15 protein-coding genes, 1 tRNA gene and 2 pseudogenes are annotated in these 18385 nt (G+C 73.5%); 8 read left to right on the top strand and 10 right to left on the bottom strand.

What is annotated here, in order from left to right; genetic code table 11:
- The first annotated feature begins 330 nt into the window (after positions 1–330).
- Positions 331–1572 carry a M6 family metalloprotease domain-containing protein gene (locus tag B9S58_RS19170; protein ID WP_103533345.1) on the top strand — a complete coding sequence of 414 codons (1242 nt, stop codon included), beginning with the start codon at positions 331–333 and terminating at the stop codon, positions 1570–1572.
- A gap of 65 nt (positions 1573–1637) precedes the next feature.
- On the opposite strand, the gene B9S58_RS19165 is transcribed toward B9S58_RS19170, so the two are convergent.
- The 3 genes from B9S58_RS19165 to B9S58_RS19155 form a co-directional block, all read right to left on the bottom strand.
- Positions 1638–1711 (bottom strand) — tRNA-Lys (locus B9S58_RS19165).
- Complete coding sequence (locus B9S58_RS19160) at positions 1702–2397, bottom strand: bifunctional DNA primase/polymerase (protein WP_103533344.1); 696 nt, start codon at positions 2395–2397, stop codon at positions 1702–1704. Before B9S58_RS19160 ends, B9S58_RS19165 begins: the two co-directional genes overlap by 10 nt.
- Positions 2398–2651: 254 nt before the next feature.
- Positions 2652–2993 (bottom strand): hypothetical protein, encoded by a 342-nt coding sequence (locus B9S58_RS19155; protein ID WP_103533343.1) that lies wholly within the window; start codon positions 2991–2993, stop codon positions 2652–2654.
- Positions 2994–3161: 168 nt separating this feature from the next.
- Here B9S58_RS19155 and B9S58_RS38470 point away from each other — a divergent pair.
- Positions 3162–3437: pseudogene (locus B9S58_RS38470) on the top strand (Scr1 family TA system antitoxin-like transcriptional regulator); the annotation flags it as partial.
- A 21-nt stretch (positions 3438–3458) separates the two neighbouring features.
- On the opposite strand, the gene B9S58_RS19145 reads toward B9S58_RS38470, so the two are convergent.
- From B9S58_RS19145 to B9S58_RS19130, 4 genes are all read right to left on the bottom strand, one after another.
- Positions 3459–4793: an AAA domain-containing protein gene (locus tag B9S58_RS19145; protein WP_103533342.1), complete on the bottom strand. Its 1335-nt coding sequence runs from the start codon at positions 4791–4793 to the stop codon at positions 3459–3461.
- Between the two features lie 25 nt (positions 4794–4818).
- A complete protein-coding gene (locus tag B9S58_RS19140; protein WP_103533341.1) occupies positions 4819–6435 on the bottom strand; it encodes a hypothetical protein in 1617 nt (538 codons plus the stop codon).
- Positions 6426–7436: a hypothetical protein gene (locus B9S58_RS19135; protein ID WP_103533357.1), complete on the bottom strand. Its 1011-nt coding sequence runs from the start codon at positions 7434–7436 to the stop codon at positions 6426–6428. Before B9S58_RS19135 ends, B9S58_RS19140 begins: the two co-directional genes overlap by 10 nt.
- Before the next feature lie 106 nt (positions 7437–7542).
- Complete coding sequence (locus B9S58_RS19130) at positions 7543–8556, bottom strand: phosphatase PAP2 family protein (RefSeq protein ID WP_103533340.1); 1014 nt, start codon at positions 8554–8556, stop codon at positions 7543–7545.
- A gap of 249 nt (positions 8557–8805) precedes the next feature.
- On the opposite strand from B9S58_RS19130, the gene B9S58_RS19125 reads away from it, so the two are divergent.
- Entirely contained in the window at positions 8806–9402 is a 597-nt protein-coding gene (locus tag B9S58_RS19125) for a histidine phosphatase family protein (protein WP_103533339.1), read from the top strand.
- A gap of 280 nt (positions 9403–9682) precedes the next feature.
- Here B9S58_RS19125 and B9S58_RS19120 read toward each other — a convergent pair whose 3' ends face one another.
- Positions 9683–11128 (bottom strand): transcriptional regulator, encoded by a 1446-nt coding sequence (locus tag B9S58_RS19120; protein ID WP_103533338.1) that lies wholly within the window; start codon positions 11126–11128, stop codon positions 9683–9685.
- A 243-nt stretch (positions 11129–11371) separates the two neighbouring features.
- On the opposite strand from B9S58_RS19120, the gene B9S58_RS19115 reads away from it, so the two are divergent.
- Complete coding sequence (locus B9S58_RS19115) at positions 11372–11845, top strand: hypothetical protein (RefSeq protein ID WP_258044700.1); 474 nt, start codon at positions 11372–11374, stop codon at positions 11843–11845.
- Positions 11846–11922: 77 nt separating this feature from the next.
- The gene (locus B9S58_RS19110) at positions 11923–12897 is read left to right on the top strand and encodes a spermidine synthase (protein WP_103533337.1); all 975 of its coding nucleotides are present in this window, start codon (positions 11923–11925) and stop codon (positions 12895–12897) included.
- Between the two features lie 55 nt (positions 12898–12952).
- Here the strand turns inward: B9S58_RS19110 and B9S58_RS19105 are convergent, their stop codons facing one another.
- On the bottom strand, positions 12953–13492 hold the full coding sequence (locus tag B9S58_RS19105; RefSeq protein ID WP_103533336.1) for a hypothetical protein: 540 nt from the start codon (positions 13490–13492) through the stop codon (positions 12953–12955).
- 132 nt (positions 13493–13624) lie between these two features.
- On the opposite strand from B9S58_RS19105, the gene B9S58_RS19100 reads away from it, so the two are divergent.
- Both B9S58_RS19100 and B9S58_RS19095 read left to right on the top strand, forming a co-directional pair.
- Positions 13625–14368, top strand: a complete 744-nt coding sequence (locus tag B9S58_RS19100; RefSeq protein ID WP_103533335.1) for a response regulator transcription factor — start codon at positions 13625–13627, stop codon at positions 14366–14368.
- Complete coding sequence (locus B9S58_RS19095) at positions 14365–15780, top strand: HAMP domain-containing sensor histidine kinase (protein WP_103533334.1); 1416 nt, start codon at positions 14365–14367, stop codon at positions 15778–15780. The genes B9S58_RS19100 and B9S58_RS19095 overlap by 4 nt, the downstream gene beginning before the upstream one ends.
- Before the next feature lie 566 nt (positions 15781–16346).
- Here the strand turns inward: B9S58_RS19095 and B9S58_RS19090 are convergent.
- Positions 16347–16670 (bottom strand): annotated as a pseudogene (locus B9S58_RS19090) (aspartate 4-decarboxylase); the annotation flags it as partial.
- A 335-nt stretch (positions 16671–17005) separates the two neighbouring features.
- Here B9S58_RS19090 and B9S58_RS19085 point away from each other — a divergent pair.
- The gene (locus B9S58_RS19085) at positions 17006–18328 is read left to right on the top strand and encodes an ABC transporter substrate-binding protein (RefSeq protein ID WP_103533333.1); all 1323 of its coding nucleotides are present in this window, start codon (positions 17006–17008) and stop codon (positions 18326–18328) included.
- Positions 18329–18385: the final 57 nt, after the last annotated feature.

The raw sequence follows: 18385 nt of genomic DNA, 5'->3' as shown, positions 1-18385 counted from the left end.
GTGGCGGTTCCGTGAACGGGCCCGTTCCACGCGGGAAAGCGTGGTGAAGCATAGAGGGTGCCGCGTCGGCCGTTCCAGCTCACCGTCCGGTCCGGGCCACCGCGCGGGTCCGCGAGTGGCTGGTAGCAGACGTTCCGCTTTGCCCAACCCTGATCATTTCTGTGCGGATCTGTTGTAACGGATGGCTGGAATGATCGATGGTGACGTTCCGTGAAGGTGTGGGCGGTGATTCTGGCCGCTGACCCGTGTGGGGCAGCACAACAGGGCGTGGCGTGGTGAAGCGGCACAGGGTGGACGGGATGGACCGTGTTTTCCCACCCGGAGGTCGATGTGCCGTGCCGTCGCGGACCCGAGGGGGCGGAACGGCCGCCGCTGCGCAGTCTGGCCGCCGCCGCCACCTCCCTCCTGGCGCTCGCCGCCATGTCCCTCGTCGCGGGCCCCGCCGTGGCCGCCTCGGGGGACGCGACTCCCTGTGCCCTGCCTCGGACGGCGGCGCACCACTCGCTCGGCCTGAACACCTGGAACACGGCCTACCCACGCCCCGACGAGGCCCTCGACGCGGTCATGATCTTCCTGTCCTTCCCGGACTCCGAGCCCACGCTCACCCCCGAGGTGCTCACCGCCGATCACTTCCCCGCCACCACCCGCTTCTTCGAACGCGCCAGCTACGGCCGGTTCACGTTGCGCGCCCACCCGCAGCGGACCTGGACGCGGATGCCGCGCGACTCCACCTGGTACGGCATAGAGCGGGACTGGAGCGCCGAGCGGCGCACCGCCTACCTGCGCGACGCCATCGACGCCGTCGACCCGGACGTGGACTTCGCCCGGTACGACATCGTCTACCTGGTGGCCGACCCGGACGCCCCCGGCGTCGACTCCGACGCCACCAAGGTCGTCAACTTCGACCGGCCGCTGCGCGCCGACGACAGCGACATCCGGCGCGTCGTCACGGTCTTCGAGCAGCACCCGCCCGACCGCAACGTCCTCGCCCACGAGACCGGGCACGTCTTCGACCTCGCCGACCTCTACCACCGGCCCACCGACGGCAAGGGCGACTGGGACACCCACGTCGGCGACTGGGACGTCATGGGCAGCCAGTTCGGCCTCGCCCCCGACCTGTTCGGCTGGCACAAGTGGAAGCTCGGCTGGCTCGGCGGCCGGCAGGTCGTCTGCGTCCAGGGCTCGGCCGACCTCACCCTGGAACCGGTCGCCGCCGCTCCCGTGCCCGGCGGGTCGATCGGGACCCGGCTCGCCGTCGTCCGCACCGGCGCCGGCAGTGCGCTGGCCATCGAGGCCCGCAGCGCCACCGGGAACGACCGGGGCACCTGCGCCGAGGGCATCCTGATCTACCGCGTCCGCAGCGGAACGGCCTCCGGCGGCGGTCCCGTCGAGGTGGTCGACACCCATCCGAACACCGGGGCCTGCTGGGACCGCTCGGTCTACCCGCCGCTGGCCGACGCCCCGCTGGGGGTCGGGGAGACCTTCACCGTGCCGGGCGACGACACCCGCGTAGAGGTCGCCGACCGCACTCCGTCCGGCTCCTGGACCGTCCGGATCACCACCGGCGTCTGACCACGCCGCCCGGAGCCCCGCACACGAAGAAGCCCCCCGCTTTCGCGAGGGGCTTCTTCCGTCTGTGCGCCGTCAGGGACTCGAACCCCGGACCCGCTGATTAAGAGTCAGCTGCTCTAACCAACTGAGCTAACGGCGCCTGCTGACGTCGTAGACATTAGCATCCTGATCCGCCCGAGGAAAAATCGAATGTGCGGTGCCCCGGGAGGGCGTGGACCTGCTCACCCGGACACACGCCCAGAGCAGCACGTCGGGCCCAGGCAGCCACGGATTGCGGGTGTCGGGGGCGACCACCCAGCGCGGCCCGCCGTCGGACGACGTGCAGGTCAGCGGCGGTACGGTCACGGCGTCACCGGTGCCGTGACAGAGCAGCGGCGGCACCTCGCCGCGCCGCTCGCCGGAGCCTCCGGAGACCCTGGAACCGCTGGACCCCCACTCCTCCCAGGCGAGCAGCGAGGGCAGCCGCTGGGCCGTTCCGGGGGCGGCGAACAGCAGCATCCGGCCCCGGTGCGTGGCGACCGGACCGGAGCCTGGCCCCTCGGCCCAGAGCTGCTCCAGCATCCGCCGCCCGAACAGCGCCGGCACGTTCACGACGTCGAAAGCGGAACCGCAGGGGAGCACCCCGGGAGCCGTGGGGCGCTCCTCCCACTGGGCGAGCGTGCTGCGCGGGTAGGGAGCGGCCCCCGCCAGCCAGGCGGCGCCGGCCGCCGTGACCTGTGTGGCCTGAGGTCCGGACTGGTCCCGCAGCAGGGCGAAGATGTCGACGCCGTGGTGCGGGGCTGCACCGGCCTGCAGGGTCGTTTCGTCTTTCAGCCATGCGCTCATGGAGCAAGATCTACCGGGAGTGGCGGAAAGGATTCCGAGAGTTGCCGGAAACCGGGACAGGGCGGGAGGGGGAGGGGTATCTTGCCCGCCGGAATATGCCACAGGCCCTGCCCCCAGGCCTGTCGGAACAGCATCTGCCCCGGCCGCCCCACAGGTCACGTCGGCCCCATGGGTCTCGTAGGTCGGCCCCATGGGTCTATACGTCGGGCTCTGGACGGTGTCGGGTTCTGGGCGACGTCGGGTTCTGGGCGACGTCAGGCTCTGGGCGCGTCCAGCAGGGAGCGGCCGAACTCGATCATCTTCTTCGCGTAGTCCTCGGTCCACTCCGCGCGCTCCGCGACGTCCGCCGGGGTCAGCCGGTCGAACCGGCGCGGATCGGCGAGCTGGGCCGCCGCCAGCGCCTGGAACTCCACCGACCGGTCCGTCGCCGCCCGGAAGGCCTGCGTCAGCTCGGTCGCACGGGCCAGCAGCTCGCGGGGGTCCTCCATCGACTCCAGGTCGAAGAAGTGCTCCGGATCCGCCGTGGCCTGAGACGGCTCGAAGAGCAGCGGCGCGGGGCGCAGCCGCTGCCGTTCGTTCCGCTCGGACTGTGTCATGTGGTGTTCCTCCCTCGGGCGACCTGATGACCGGAAGACCCGGACGGCCACCCTCCATTGTCCAGCCCCGCGCAAGGGGGCCGGGGTGTGCGGCGGGGGCGCGGGGGCGCGACTCCCGCTCGGTGCCGCGGGTGCGCGCCCCGGCTCAGGCCGCGGGGGTACGTCTCCGCTCAGGGCCGCGGCCTGCTCGGGGTTATGGATCTCCAGAACGTTGCCGTAGGGCTCATTCCGTTCTCAGCTCAACGAGCCGTGTGGCCCATGCCCACCTTCACGATCTTCGACGACACCAGGGTGCACGCGGACACCCTGGACGCTGCCGCCACCCTCACGCAGCCCAGCCAGGTTGAGCTGTACACCCGGGCCTTTGAACGGCTGTCACAGGAAGCCGTGCGTGGAGCGGCTGCGCGTTCTCTCATAGCGCGTGCGTTGGCGTCCCTGGGCTGACTGCCTGCACGTCACCGCAGCTCAGGGACGCCAGGACACACGGTGCTCCAGAAGGTGAAGGTGTGTGGTAAACATTGCGTCCCAGCCGTCGGGGAACTTCACCGTGACGCCCAGCTGGACCGGCTCCGTGGACGGGTGCTCGTCCAGCAGGTCCGCCACCCCCTCCCGGCACACCACGACGCAGGCGTGCCGGTGCCGCGAGGCCAGCACGCACAGCCGCCCCGTCTCCAGGTGGAAGGCCGTGGCGTCCGGCCGGCCCGACAGCGGGTGCAGCACCACCGTGACGTCGAACTCGCGGCCCTGGAGCCGGTTCGCCGTGTCCACCGCCACACCGGTGACGCCCAGCTCCGCGAGGGCCGCCCGCACCGCCGCCGCCTGGTCCCGGTGGGCCGTGCCGACCGCCACCCGGTCCGCCGTCACCGGCACCGGCTCCTCGGCCCGCTCACTCGTCGCGACGCCGCCCCGGTCCAGCAGCCGCCGGACCACCAGTGCCACCGCCCGTACCGCCTCGGGGTCGGTGCGCGGGGTGTGCCGGGCGGGCAGCTCCAGCAGCCCCCACCCGGTCTCGGCCGCCTCGTCCAGCACCCGGTCGGGCCCCGACCCGTCCGACGCCACCTCGAAGGAGAGCTTCCGGTCGCCGTGGTCCGTACCGCTGCGGAACGGCGTGTACGGGTAGAACGCGTCCGACACCAGCGGGGCCGCCGACGCCGGGAGCCGCCACGACACCGGCAGCCGGTGCTGCGGCAGCCCCGGATTGTGCGCGAGCAGTGTGGACACCGCGCTCACCGACGGGTCGTAGCTCAGCCCCGCCCACTGGTCCGCGCCCACGATCGAGAACGGGTCCAGCTGGCCCGGGTCCCCGACGAACAGCGCCCGCTCGAACAGCCCGGCCACGGCCAGCAGCGCGTCCGAGCGCATCTGGTACGCCTCGTCGACGATCGCGTGCCCCCACGGCTCCACGTTCTTCACGTGCGCCCACTTGGCGGCCGTCGAGATCACCACGTCGAGCCCGGCCAGGTCCGTCGCCTTCGCCGATTTCTTCACGTTGTCCAGCCCGTCCAGGACCTTGTCGTACGGGTCGGAGTCGTTGCTGTGCAGCCGGCCCACCGGCAGCTCCGGGTCCTTCTCCGCGAGCCGCACCACCAGGTCGTCGACCTGGGCGTTGGTCTGCGCGATCACCATCAGCGGATGCCCGGCGGCGGCCAGCTCCATCGCCGCCCGGACCACCAGCGTCGACTTCCCGGCGCCGGGAGGCGAGTCCACGACGATGCCCCGGGAGGCGCCGCGCAGGGTGTCGTCGAGGATCGCGCCGGTCGCGCGCGCCGCCTCCGCGCCCGGGTCGAAGACGGTCCTCACAGCGGGTCCTCCCCAATGGTGGTCTTCACAGCAGGTCCTCCGGAGTCACGGGGTCGGGTCGCTCCGCGCGCACGGCGGCGTCCGCGCCCGGCGGGCCGCCGTGGGTCCACGGCGTCTCCTCCGGATCCGGCAGTTTCGGGCCGCCGCGCTGGTCGTGCTCGAACAGGGTCCAGGCGATCCGCTCCCCGGGCTCCGGCACCGAACCGGGCACGGGCTCCCTGCCCCGGCCCATCCGGTCCAGGATCCGCAGCACCAGCAGGATCTCCCCCTCCTGGGGCGGGTCCTGCGCGTACGCCACGAACTCCGCCGTCTGCGGCTTGCCGTCCAGCGAGCGGTAGACCTTGGTCCGCTCGCCCAGCTGCGGACGCTCGTCCGTGCGGACGGTGACCAGCGGGCGCGGGGAGGGCCGCTTGGACTCGGTGTACGCCATCTCCACCCCGGCCACGGTGGCGAGGAACGCCTCGCCCGCCAGCCGCCGCCCCGCCAGCACCAGTGGATCGTCCAGCGCCTCCTGCGCCTCCAACTGGGCCTGGGCGGTCTCCCGGGAGGCCAGCTTCCGGGCCGCCGTCACCGCGTCGTCGCGGCGCGGCTGCGGCGGCTCGCCCGAGCGCACCCGGTCCCGGTGGCCGGTGAACGACCACCGGTCCCGGGTCCAGCGGTCCTCGGCCCGGGACCCGTCGGGCAGCTCCCGCAGCAGGTCGAGACCCCGCCACACCGCGTCCCAGGTCGGCAGCATCACCTTCGCCAGCAGGGAACGGATCTCCCGCTCGGCGTCGCTCAGCTCACCGAGGCGGGCATCCGCCGCGAGACCGTCCTCGGCGGACGCGAACGCCGTGCGCGCCCGGTCGTACCGCTCGATCGCCGGGGCCAGGAGGCGGTTGTCGAAGTCCGGGTCGGTGGCCGGACCCGCGGGCGGGCACAGCAACTGGCCGTCCCCGTCCCGGGCCAGCTCGGCCCGCAGCGCCGCCTCGGCCCCCGAGGCCCCGGCCGGCGGGTCGATCCAGGCCAGCAGCGCGCCCAGATGCTGGTCCTCCAGGCTGCTCTGCCCGGTCGCCCAGTGCCGGTTCAGCAGATCCGTGGCGGCCGGCAACAACGAGGAGCCGGGCACCCGGGCCCGCTCCCCGTAGTGCGTCAGCCAGCGGCCGAGCAGCGGGACCCGGGCCGGGGCCGGATAGGGGGTGTCCGGATCGTCCTCGGCGGTGCGGCGGAACCGCATGGACCGGCCCAGCAGCCGGACGAACTCGACACCCGCCCGGCTCGGCACGATCAGCTGGGCGGCGTCCGTGCACAGCTCGACCTCGACCTTGGTCTTCTTGCCGGTCGCCGGGTCGACCTCGTTGCGCTCGGTGGGCTCGACGACGTCCGCGTACGCCTCGATGTGCGGCAGGACCGCCTCCGCCAGCTCGGCCAGAAACGCGAACCTCAGGTCCCGGTCGCGCGGCTGGGCCACGGCCAGCAGCCGGGGCGCCTGCCGGTCCGTGCCGACCAGCGCCCCGAGCGGGGCCCCGGCCTCACCGGCGGTGGTCAGCGGGACCAGCACGAGCGGCCGGTCGGTGAGATGACGGTGCCGGACGGTCGCCAGGGGCTGGGCGCGGCCGGTGTCGACGGCCTCCAGCCGGGCCAGGGTGGTGATCAGCGACATGCGGCAGCGCCCTCCAGCCCCTCGGGCGCTCCGGCGCTCAGCACGGAGGCACTCTCCAGCGCCTCGGCGCGCAGGGCGGCGGCCCGGCGCAGCGCGGCGACCGTCGGATCGGCGGGATCGCCCTCCTTGCCCGCGGCGGCGGCCAGCACCCCGGCCACCGTGGTCAGCCCGCCCAGCTCACCGCGCACACTGCGGCCCAGCGCCTCCACCGCCCCCTCGGCCCGGGACTTCGCCCGGCAGTGGAAGGCCAGCTCGCAGGCGGCCAGGCACTCCGGGGCGTAGGCCGGGGTCACCGCCGCCACGGCGGCGTCCAGCTCCTCGGGCGGGCACGCCGGGTCGAACGTCGTCCCCTCCGGCAGCCCCGCCGCGATGTCCTCGACGCGCGTCAGCCGGGTCAGCTGCCGACGGGTCACCGCGCGCTGCTTGCGCACGTCGACGACGGAGGCGGTCGGCAGGTTCGAGAAGTCCTTGGGGCAGACCAGCAGCACCCGGTGCCCGACCTCCGCGCCCTCGGTCACCGCCGCGACCCGCTCCAGCGCCAGCACGTACACCGCGGCCTGCCGGGCGGCGGCGCCGACCTTCGACGCGTCGGCCGACGCGTCGATCATCGGGAACGACTTGATCTCGACGACCGTCCACCGGCCGTCGGGGTGCACCACGACCGCGTCGGGTTCCAGATAGGCGGGGGAGCCCGCCACCTCCAGGGCCAGCATCGGGTGGTCCAGCAGCGCCCAGCCGCCCGCCGCCGTGGCCTCCCGCAGAGCCAGCGCGGTGCGGGCGGCGCGACCCTCGGGACCGGCGGCGCTCAGATCGGGGGTGGCGGCGTCCCCGGCCGGCGGCGGAGCACCGCCGCCGAGCCGCTCGTACAGCAGGCGCAGCAGCTCGGCGCCGCCGTCGGCCTTGACCTTCGCCTCGAACGCGTTGCCCCGCATGAAGGCGAACTGGGACTGCCCGAAGGGGGCGGGGGAGCCGAGCGCGGTGGCCAGCACACCCTTGTCCACGCCGGCGCCGTCGAGCAGGGCCCGCCGTTTGCACCCGGGGTTGGCGGCCAGGGCGGCGAGGGCCCGGGCGTCGAGCGGGTGCGGTGCGACGGAGGGGCCGCGCAGCTCAGCGAGCCGCTGCCGGAGCGTCGTCGCTCGCGGCCGCGGTGTCGGCGTCTCTGCCGCCGACACCGCCGACTGCCGTGCCGGGGGGATCTGCGGAGGTGGTCCGCTGGCCGGGGATTCGCTCACCCGGGGAAGTCTTGCACCCGGCACTGACATTCGGGGACACGGTCGCCGGAACGTCCTCGGGAACGGTTCCCCGGCCGCTTCGGAACCGGTCGCCGAACGAGGCCGCGACCGGGCCGGCGACCCGGACCCCGGCCCACGCCTTGAACCGGTCGGCCAGCCGCATGACGGGCCTGGTCAGCAGGGCCCCGATCCCCATCACCGCGGCGCCCGCGACGGCATCGAGGAAGTAGTGGTTGGCGGTGCCCATCACGACGATCGTGGTGATCAGCGGATAGGCGATGCCCGCCCCCCGTACGAGGGGATGGCGGCCGTGCCGCCACAGCAGGATCCCGCACCAGAGGGACCATCCGACGTGCAGGCTGGGCATCGCCGCGTACTGGTTGGTCATCCCGCTCAGCCCGCGCGGGGCGCTCGCCCCCGTGCCCCACCAGCCGTAACCGCTGTACTGCGCCATCGTGTCGACGAAGCCGTGGCTCGCGTCCAGCAGCCGGGGCGGACAGGTCGGCATCAGCGTGAAGCCGACCAGCCCCAGCAGCGTGGAGTTCATCAGCCAGACCCTGGCCGCCCGGTACGTCGCCGATCTGCGCCGGAACATCCAGATGAGGACGGCCGGGGTGACCAGATAGTGCAGGGACGCGTACGCGAAGTCCGCGGGTATCCCGAGCGACGGGGTGCTGGTGAAGAGACGGTTCAGCGGATGCTCGGCGTTGAGGTGCAGCGCCTGTTCCAGCCGCAGGATCGCCAGGCCGTGGTCGACCGCGGTCGACACGTCGCCGCGCACCAGGAGCCGGCCCATCGAGTACAGCGCGTAAACCACCGCGATCAGCGGCAGCTCCGTCCACCAGCGGGGCCGATGACCGGTCACGGGCGGCGCGGTGACGTGCGGCATCCGGTAGCTCTCCCCATGTTCATGCGGCCGACGACGGGCGTTCAACCGTACGGCGGCACCGTGCCGCCGCTTCCCCCCGGGGGTCCCTTTCGGACATCCCGTACGCAGCGGTCCCCGCCGTGGCCCGGAGCGGCCGGCGGGGGCTGCTCAGAAAGGGACGCCCGCGCGGCCCCGGAGGTTGCCTGCCCGTCGGGTACGGGATGATGGAAGGCCCATCACCAGCGTTCCAGCGTTTCAGGGAGAGCCGTCATGGCACCGCGCATCCTGCTCGCCCGGCACGGCCAGACCCAGTGGTCGGTCCGGGGCAACCACACCGGCAGGACGGACATTCCGCTCCTGGACACCGGCCGCGAGGGCGCGAAACTGCTCGGCGAGCGGCTGCACCGGGCGCCGTGGGCGGGGCTGCCCGGCGTCGAGGTCCGCACCAGCCCGCTCGTCCGGGCCGCGGAGACCTGCGAACTCGCCGGGTTCGGGAAGCGGGCCGAGCCATGGGACGCGCTGATGGAATGGGACTACGGGGCGTACGAGGGGCTGACCCCGGCGCAGATCAAGGCGGACCGGCCCGACTGGCTGATCTGGCGCGACGGGGTCCCGGACGGGGAGTCCATCGCCGACGTCACCGCCCGCGCGGACGAGATCGTCACCTGGGCGCGTTCGGCGGACCGGGACGTCCTGGTCTTCGCCCACGGCCACATTCTGCGGGCGCTGGGCGCGCGGTGGCTGGGCGAGGACCTGTCCTTCGGCGCCCGCGTCCGGCTGGAGCCGACATCGCTGTCGGTCCTGGGCTGGGCGTACGGCCTGCCGGCCGTGGAACGCTGGAACGACACGGGGCACCTGGAGCGGTAGGGGCAGTTGAGCCCGCCCGGCCGCACCCCACCCCGGGCGGCCACATTCAAGCCCGTCCGGCGCTTGGGGCGGCCCCGGGCCGGCTCAGCCGGCCTGGCGCTCGGGGGGAACGCTGAGCCCACTCAAGCCGGCCCGGCGTTCGGGGGCGGAACCCTGAGGCCATTCAAGCCCGTCCGGCGTTTGAGGGCGGAACCCTTTGCCCGGTGGGCGGACTCTTCACGGACCCCGTGGCGCGGGAGAACCTGATCCGCACCCGAGAACGTGCCGCACGGTTCCGTCCTCAAACGCCGGACGGGCCGGGAGGCGGTCCGGGCGGGCTGGCAGACGGTCCGGGCGGGCTGGATCGGTGGCGGGTCAGGAAGTCTGCCACCGGGGTCGCTTCGGCCCGGGACTCCAGCACGCGCGCCGCCCCCGCCAGCATCCCCCGGATCCGCGAGGACTGGACCCGGTTCAGCAGGTCCAGCACCTGGTGGCCGGTCGCCGCCGCCTCGTCCGCCCGCCCCGCCCGGGCCAGGTCGCCCGTGAGCTGGGCCCGGTACAACGCCAGGTTCCGGGTGAAGTGCGGGTCCTGGAGCGCTGTGGCCCGCCGACCGTGCCGCGCGGCCCGGGACCAGTCGCCCAGCGCCGACCAGCACTGCGCCTCCAGCAGCTCCAGCTCCGCCTCCCGGAAGAAGCTCATCCACTCCGGATCACCCGCCGCCTGGCCCCGGTCGAACGCCGCCCGGGCCCGCCCGATCGCCCGGTCGCACCCCGTCCGGTCCCCGAGCCCCGCCCGGCCCCCCGCCTCCCGCAGCGCGAGCAGCGCCAGCAGCCGGGGCGATCCCAGCGTGCGGGCGGCCCGCTGGCCGGCCTCCGCCGCCCGTACCGCCTCCCGGGGCCGGCCCGCGTCCCGGGCCAGGAACGACGTGTTGCAGAACGCGTGCGCCTCAAGACCCGCGTCCCCGGCCAGCCTTGCCGTGGCCAGCGCCTCCGCGTAGTGCGAGCGGGCGTCGTCGAAGCGGCCCGAGTCGTGGGCCAGCCAGCCCACCGAGATGGCCAGCTCGCCCGCGCCCGCGTGCAACCGGTCCGAGGTGGCGCGCCGTGCGGTGGTTCCGGCGTCCAGCAACTCGTACGCCGCGCGCAGCGGCTGGGCGGCCCGCCGGTACAGCCCGTCCGCGCCGTGCCGGTCGTCCAGCAGCCGGATCTGCCGTACGGCCTTCTCGACGGCGTTCACCTCCGCCTCGCCGACCCGGCGCTGTGCGGGCACAGAGACCTGGGCGGCGGAGGCGGGCGCCCCGCCGAGGCCCAGGGAAGCGGCCGCCACCGTGGCGGTGCCGCTCGTCATGAACGCCCGACGCAGCACGTCGCTCTCCTCGGGGATGTCGTCGGTTTCGGTGTCGCGGCGAAAGCGGGCGGGGGCGGATGCCGGGGCGGATGCCGGAGGGGCGGCCCCGGGCGGGGGTTCGGACACGACCCGCGCGCCCCGCCCCCGTACGCTCTCGCGGGCCGAGAACCCCAGGTCGGCCAGGGACGCCCCGGGGAACATGTGCAGGAAGACGCGTTCGTAGGCGTAGTTGGGGCAGCGGATCTCCCCGGACTCCACGCGCCCGATGTACCGGGCGTCGCACGCGACCTGTTCCCCGATCTCCCGCGCCGCCCTGCGGACCGCCGCCGCGAACTCACCGGCGGAGCGCTGTCCGCGCAGCTGACGGAAGGCGGGGTTGGGAACTGCCGCTGTCGACTCCATGGCCGGCCCCTCTCTGGTGCGGCCGGGATGCGTGGTTCCCGGTGTCCCGGCGGAGCAAGAACGTACCTGCTGTGACGACACGCACATACAGCGTTTCGTTGCGAAAGGTGCATTCCGCCCTCGATCCGCCATGAACTGCCACCCTTTGCGGCGGTGTGGGGCCGTAGCCCTTGACGCACCCGCGGCGTTGGTCCACGTGGAGACGGAGTGTGGCTCCGTTCGGCGATGAGAGGAGGGGTTCCCTTGTTGCATCTCGGCAGGGAGACCGGCTCACGGACGACCGCGACGAAACCGATGACCCCGACCGACCCGACGACCTCGATGAACCCCACTACCCCTGTGGCTCCCGAGACCCCGGCGCCGGGGGACCGGTCCTGCGACCTCGTCACGGTCCCGGCGCGGCAGGGCCTGGAAGCCGTCGACATCCTCCGCCGGGGACGGGACCGGGAGCCCGTCGGCCCGGTTCTGCACGACGGGGCCTGCGACACCCTCGGCTTCCTCGTGCCGGCGGGCACCGCCGACGCCTGGGACGTACCCGGCAGCGCCTGTACGCGGACCGACGGCCGGGGGCTGCGCATCCCCGCCGATCCGCCCGCCGCCGGCTCCGGCTGGCTGCTCCCGCCCGCCGCCGGCGCCCCGGTCACCGATCCGGCCGTGCTCCGCGCCGCCCTCGACCAGGCCGCCCGGCTGATCGAGGCGGCCGACAACCGCTGCTGAGCCCATAATGGCCGGACGGGCGGAACGCCTCCGCCGCGGCCGGCTACCCGGGCCCCCACCAGCAAGGACCAGCGAACGTGGCACGTCGAGGAGCGCCGGCCCGGGGCAGGAACAAAGCCGCGGGCAAGGGCGGAGCCGCGGGCAACGACAAGGCCGGCGGTGCCAGGGCGCAGGGGCGCGAGGAACGCCGGACCGGCGGCCGGGGCTCCGGGCGGGCCGAGCGCGAGCCGGTCTCCCGGCCGGTCGGCGGCGGGCTCGCCGAGTTCGTACCCGACCGGGAGCGGCCGCGCGGCTGGACGCTCCTGATCGACGGCGCCCCACAGTCCCACGTCGACCTCGACGACCCCACGCACCTCTCGTTCGCCTACCAGCGCCGCCTCGGCCACGTCATCGACCTCGCCGCACCCGCGCTCCGGCCGCTGCACGTCCTGCACCTGGGCGGCGGCGCGTTCACCCTCGCCCGGTATACCGCCGCGACCCGCCCCCGCTCCACCCAGCAGATCGTCGAGCTCGACGCCCCCCTCGTACAGCTCGTCCGCGACCGCCTCCCGCTGGACCCCCAGGCCCGGGTCCGGGTCCGGGCGGCCGACGCACGCGAAGGGCTCGGCAGGTTCCCGGACGGCTGGGCGGACCTGGTCATCGCGGACGTGTTCAGCGGGGCCCGCACCCCCGCACACCTCACGTCGGCCGAGTTCCTCACCGAGGTCCGCCGGGTCCTGAAGCCCGAAGGGCGGTACGCGGCCAACCTCGCCGACGGCCCCCCGCTCGCCCACCTGCGCGGCCAGGTCGCCACCGCCGCCGCCGTCTTCCCCGAACTGGCGCTGGCCGCCGACCCGGTGGTGTGGCGGGGCCGCCGCTTCGGCAACGCGGTCCTGCTCGCCTCGGCCCTGCCGCTCCCGGTCGCGGAGTTCACCCGGCGGGTGGCGAGCGACCCGCACCCCGGCCGCGTCGAGCACGGCCGTGCGCTCACCGACTTCACCGGCGGCGCGGCCGTCGTCACCGACGCCGCGGCCAAGCCGTCCCCCGCACCCCCGCCCTCGGTCTTCGAGTAGCCCCGAGCCACGGAGCGCCCGGAGCCTTGGAGCGCCGGATCCCAGCAGCCCCGATCTACGGGTCGACGATCTGAACCAGCGGCGGATGCCCGTTCCAGGTGCAGAACACGGAGTACGTCGCGCCGCCCGCGTCACTGAAGTTGACCCGGATCCAGGCGTCGTTCGTCCACACCCGCATCGACCAGCCCGGCTCCGGAGTCGCCGAGACGAGCTTCGCCGAGTCGGAGCCCAGCTCGAACACGACCCGGCCGCCGTCGGTGCGATAGCTCTTCACCTCGCCCGAAGTCGACGGCACGGGCGGCTTCGCCGGGGGCGCCCCCGGCGTACGGGAGGGGCGCGGGGCCGACGGCGACGGGCTCGCGCCGCCGGTGCGCGGCGAGGGGGAGGGCGATGTCCGGTGCGTCGAGGAGACGAGGGGTGCCTCGGTGCTCTGCCCGATGCGCTGCGGAGACCCCGCGTCCACCGAGATCGGCACGGCCCGCGGCGGATCGTACGCCGTCCCCGTCATGACCGTGTGCACGCCCCACCACGAGAGCGTGACCGCCGCGCCGGTGGCGAGGGACCACGCCAGCGCGTGTGAGAGTCCTCGTTGCATCCGGCACATCCTGCACCACCCGGCCCGCTTCCGGCTCCCCCCCAAGGGCCCACAATCGCCCTTCTCCGGCCTTTGCGGAGGTTTCCGACGAGGCAGGGACCGGGCCCGCCGGCATGGCGTACGGTGCCGCCCATGGCAAGTGTGCTCGTGGTCGAGGACGACCAGTTCGTACGTTCCGCCCTCATCCGGCACCTCAGTGAGGCCTCCCACACGGTACGGAGCGTGGGCACCGCGCTCGAAGCGCTGCGCGAGGTCGCGCACGTCCGCTTCGACGTGGTCATCCTCGACCTCGGGCTGCCCGACCTGGACGGTGCCGAGGCGCTGAAGATGCTGCGGTCCATCACCGACGTGCCGGTGATCATCGCCACCGCCCGGGACGACGAGAGCGAGATCGTCCGGCTGCTCAACGACGGGGCCGACGACTATCTGACGAAGCCGTTCTCCGTCGAGCACCTCTCCGCCCGGATGGCCGCCGTGCTGCGCCGCTCGCGAGCCGCCGCCGGCGGAGAGGCGCCGCCGCCCGGGGCCATCCGCGTCGGCGGGCTCTCCATCGACCCGCTGCGCCGCAGTGTCGAGCTGGACGAGGCCGAACTCGACCTGACCCGACGCGAATTCGACCTGCTCGCCTTCCTTGCCGGGCGGCCCGGCGTGGTCGTCGCCCGCAAGGAGCTGCTGGCCGAGGTCTGGCAGCAGTCCTACGGCGACGACCAGACCATCGACGTCCATCTGTCCTGGCTGCGGCGCAAGCTCGGCGAGACCGCCGCCCGACCGCGTTATCTGCACACCCTGCGCGGCGTCGGCGTGAAGCTCCAGCCGCCGGCCGACGCCCCGGCCGGCCCGCAGGCCGATACGCCGGTCGCGGAGCCGCCCGCATGAGATGGGCCCTGGTCAAGGTCTGCCTGGCGGTCACCGCCATGGTCGTCATCGCCTTCGCCGTACCGCTCGGACTCGTCATCCGGGAGATGGCCAGCGACCGGGCGTTCTCCGACGCCGAACGCCAGGCCGCGATGATCGCCCCGACCCTCTCCATCACCACCGACCGCGAGGAGCTGACCCGGGCCGTCCTGTCCACCGAACCGGGTGACCGGGGGCGCCTCGCCGTCCATGTCCCCGCCGAGGGCGGTCCCCTGGACATCGGCACCCGGCGCGCCACCCCCAAGGACGTGGAGACCGTGCGCGAGGCCGGGCGTGCCTCCATCACCGAGGTCACCGGCGGCTTCGCCCTTCTCCAGCCGACCGCGCTGGGCACCGGGGACATCGCCGTCGTCGAGGTGTTCGTCGCCGAGGGCGAGGTCTCCAACGGGGTCGCCACCGCCTGGCTGATGCTGGCGGGCGTCGGCGTCGCGCTGATCGTCGGCTCGGTCGCGGTCGCCGACCGGCTCGGTGTACGGATGGTGCAGCCCGCCCAGCGCCTCGCGGGCGCCGCCCAGGACCTGGGGGAGGGGCGCCTCGGCACCCGGGTCCCCGAGGAGGGGCCCACCGAACTGCGGTCCGCGGCGGTCGCGTTCAACTCCATGGCCGACCAGGTCGTCCAGCTCCTGGCCAACGAGCGCGAGCTGGCCGCCGACCTCTCGCACCGGCTGCGCACCCCGCTCACCGTGCTCCGGCTGAACGCCGCGTCGCTCGGCGAGGGCCCGGCGGCGGAGCAGACCCGGGCGGCGGTCCAGCAGTTGGAGCACGAGGTCGACGCGATCATCCGCACCGCCCGCGAACAGCGTCCTTCGGCCCAGGGGGTGCAGACGGGCGCGGGCTGCGACGCCTCCGAGGTGATCCGCGATCGTATGGGCTTCTGGTCGGCGCTCGCGGAGGACGAGGGCCGCGAGGTGCGTCTCGCGGGAGTCGACCGCACGGTGCGCATCCCTGTGGCCCGGCCCGAACTGGCCGCCGCCCTCGACGCGTTGCTCGGCAACGTCTTCCGCCACACCCCCGAGGGCACCGCCTTCTCCGTCGACGTCCACCACAGTGGCGACGCGGTCATCGTGCTCGTCTCCGACGCCGGCCCGGGGATCCCCGACCCGAAGGCGGCCCTCGCACGGGGCGCCAGCGGGCGCGCCGGGGGGAGCGGGTCCGTCGGCTCCACCGGCCTCGGCCTGGACATCGTGCGCCGGGTCGCCGAGTCCACCGGCGGCGACCTGCGCATCGGCCGGTCCGTCCTCGGCGGTACGGAGGTCCGGATCTGGATCGGCCTGCACGGCAGCCGTCCCGAGCGCGGCCGGCGCGGACACGGCCGCCGGGTCGGCAGGCAGCGCCGGGGGCGGGACCGCGCCGTCACCGGGTCCCGGCACTAGGGCCTGTCGTTCGGATCAGGCCGGGCTCGCGTGCCCCGGCACGCACGCCCCCAAGCTCTCGGCTCCGCTCGAGCAGGGAGGGGCCCCCTCCGGCGTTGTCGTCAATCACCAACTTCCCCGGGCTCTCGGCTCCACTCCACTCGAACAGGGGAGGCCCCATCCGCGTTGCCTCAATCCTCCGCCTTGCAGCCGCACGCACCGGACCCCGCTCCCTGATCCGGCCTGATCCGAACGACAGGCCCTTAACCCGCGCCCATGCGTTCCTTAAGCGCGCCCTAAGAACGGCGGCCGCCGCCCGTAACACCCTCTTTGCCCGTTCCGCTGCCGCTAGCGTGCTCGTACGCCCTCAAGCAGATCCACCGGACACCGAGGCAGGCAGGACACATCGATGGGCTCCCGTACGCACCGCCGCGCGACGGTGACCCGCACCACGGCGATGGGCGCGGCCGTGGCCTCCACGCCTTTCCGCGCATACCCCTGAACCACTCACGCCCCCCACCGCGCGCCCCGGCCGGCCCCCCCACCTCCGGCCGGGGCGCGTTCTTCCTGGCGTCCGAAGGGTGTCCTCAAGCGTCGGACGGGCTGGAATTTCCCGCCCGCCGCTCCTCCGCGTACGCGTCGAAGATCGCCCGCAGGTGGTGGCCGATCTTCAGGTGGTCCAGGTCGTCCAGGTTGGCCAGCGGCACCCGCACCGACCACTCGGGGCCGTCGAGGCCACCGCCGTTGAGCAGCACCACCGAGGTCTGCTCCGCCGGCCGGAACAGCGGGCCGACCGGTTCGCAGTTCTTCTCCAGGAAGTCGGCGAACGGCTTTCCGAGCACGTGCTCCGCCTCGGCCGGCAGGTCCAGCTCGATGTAGTGCGCGGCCCGCTTCGGGTCCTCCGAGGCCTCTTCGGGTTCCGCTCGCCGACGATGGACACGATCTGCGCGGAGACCCGTGAGGAGAGCGCCGGCCACGAGGGGACCGGCCCGCCCCCGTTCACCTTTCGACGGGAGGGCGGCCCAAGGGGCCCTCCACGGCCCGCCGGACATCCCTCGGCAACGGAATCGTCTTCAACTCTTGACACCCACCCCCTTGAGGCAGCAACCTTCCGGCAACAGCGCATGGGAGCGCTCCCACTCTGGGGGAAGGTCTCGCGCGCTTCCTCTCCCGCACCAGACCCGACGCCCTCCGCCCTGCCTCGCGGAACGGCGCCGGCAACACCCCCGGAACAAGGAGCAGTGGAATGCGCATCACCCGCAGCGTTGCCGGTCGACGCCTCAGAGCCGCCTCCGTGGCCACCACGGGCCTCACGGTCTCCGCCCTCCTCCTCAGCGGATGCGGCGGCTCGTCCGACTCGGACAAGGGAGCCGACGCCGACGGCAACATCACCCTGACCGTCGCCGACTACGGGCAGTTCGGGTACAAGGAGGCCGGACTCTTCGAGAAGTACCAGGAGCTGAACCCGAAGATCACGGTCAAGGAGGACACCACCGCCGAGGAGAAGAACTACTACCCCAAGCTCCTCCAGCAGCTGAACTCCGGCAGCGGCCTCGCCGACGTCCAGGGCATCGAGGTCGGCCGGATCAAGGAGATCGTCGACACCAAGGCGGACTCCTTCGCCGACCTCTCCAAGGCGATCGGCGTGGACGAGTGGGTGTCGTGGAAGGCGAAGCAGGCCACAGCCCCCAGCGGCGCGGTCATCGGCGCGGGCACCGACATCGGCCCCATGTCCCTCTGCTACAACCGTGAGCTGTTCGAGAAGGCCGGACTGCCCACCGACCGCGCCGAGGTCGCGAAGCTGACCGAGGGCGGCTGGGAGGACTTCCTCGCGCTCGGCGAGCAGTACAAGAAGAAGGCGCCGAAGGACACCTACTTCATGGACTCCGCGAGCGCCATGTTCAACGCCGTGGTCAGCTCCAGCCCCGAGCAGTACTACGACGCGAGCGGCAAGCCGATCTACCAGGAGAGCGCCAGCGTCGAGAAGGGCTGGAAGCTCGCCGCCGAGGCCGCGTCCAAGAAGCTGACGCAGGGCCTGGCCCAGTTCGAGGACCAGTGGCAGGCGGCCCTGCGCAAGAGCACCGTCGCCACCGTCGTCTGCCCCGCCTGGATGGCCGGCCAGATCTCCACGTACGCCGGTGACGCCAACAAGGGCAAGTGGGACATCACCAGCGCCCCCGGCAACGCCTCCGCCAACTGGGGCGGCTCCTTCCTCGCCGTCCCGAAGTCCGGGAAGAACGTCGCCGAGGCCACCAAGCTCGTCACGTGGCTGACCGCCCCCGAGCAGCAGGCCGCCGTCTTCAAGGCGATCGGCGTCTTCCCGTCCAACCAGGGCGCCTACGAACTGCCCGACGTGAAGAACGCGACCCTGCCGTACTTCAACGACGCCCCCATCGGCCAGATCTACGCGGACGGCGCGAAGTCCATCCCCGAGGCGGTCCTCGGCCCGAAGGACGGCGTGATCAAGGACTCCATCTCCACCCAGATCAACAACATGGAGCAGCGCGGCACCAGCCCCGACAAGGCCTGGGACGCGGCCGTGCGGACGATCGACAAGGCCATCGGCTGAGCCGGCGCCGGACGCCGGGCAGGTGTGACGCCCGGTGTCCGGCCGACCCGAGCCGAA

The organism is Streptomyces sp. SM11 (genome assembly GCF_002910905.1).
GTDB lineage: Bacteria > Actinomycetota > Actinomycetes > Streptomycetales > Streptomycetaceae > Streptomyces.
This window is presented reverse-complemented; position numbering and strand designations above follow the sequence as displayed.

Excerpts from the sequence above, each read along its gene's own strand:
- B9S58_RS19160 (WP_103533344.1), bottom strand. The coding sequence starts at position 2,397 with ATGAGCGCATGGCTGAAAGACGAAACGACCCTGCAGGCCGGTGCAGCC.
- B9S58_RS19155 (WP_103533343.1), bottom strand. The coding sequence starts at position 2,993 with ATGACACAGTCCGAGCGGAACGAACGGCAGCGGCTGCGCCCCGCGCCG.
- B9S58_RS19140 (WP_103533341.1), bottom strand. The coding sequence starts at position 6,435 with ATGTCGCTGATCACCACCCTGGCCCGGCTGGAGGCCGTCGACACCGGC.
- B9S58_RS19130 (WP_103533340.1), bottom strand. The coding sequence starts at position 8,556 with ATGCCGCACGTCACCGCGCCGCCCGTGACCGGTCATCGGCCCCGCTGG.
- B9S58_RS19125 (WP_103533339.1), top strand. The coding sequence starts at position 8,806 with ATGGCACCGCGCATCCTGCTCGCCCGGCACGGCCAGACCCAGTGGTCG.
- B9S58_RS19120 (WP_103533338.1), bottom strand. The coding sequence starts at position 11,128 with ATGGAGTCGACAGCGGCAGTTCCCAACCCCGCCTTCCGTCAGCTGCGC.
- B9S58_RS19105 (WP_103533336.1), bottom strand. The coding sequence starts at position 13,492 with ATGCAACGAGGACTCTCACACGCGCTGGCGTGGTCCCTCGCCACCGGC.
- B9S58_RS19100 (WP_103533335.1), top strand. The coding sequence starts at position 13,625 with ATGGCAAGTGTGCTCGTGGTCGAGGACGACCAGTTCGTACGTTCCGCC.
- B9S58_RS19095 (WP_103533334.1), top strand. The coding sequence starts at position 14,365 with ATGAGATGGGCCCTGGTCAAGGTCTGCCTGGCGGTCACCGCCATGGTC.
- B9S58_RS19085 (WP_103533333.1), top strand. The coding sequence starts at position 17,006 with ATGCGCATCACCCGCAGCGTTGCCGGTCGACGCCTCAGAGCCGCCTCC.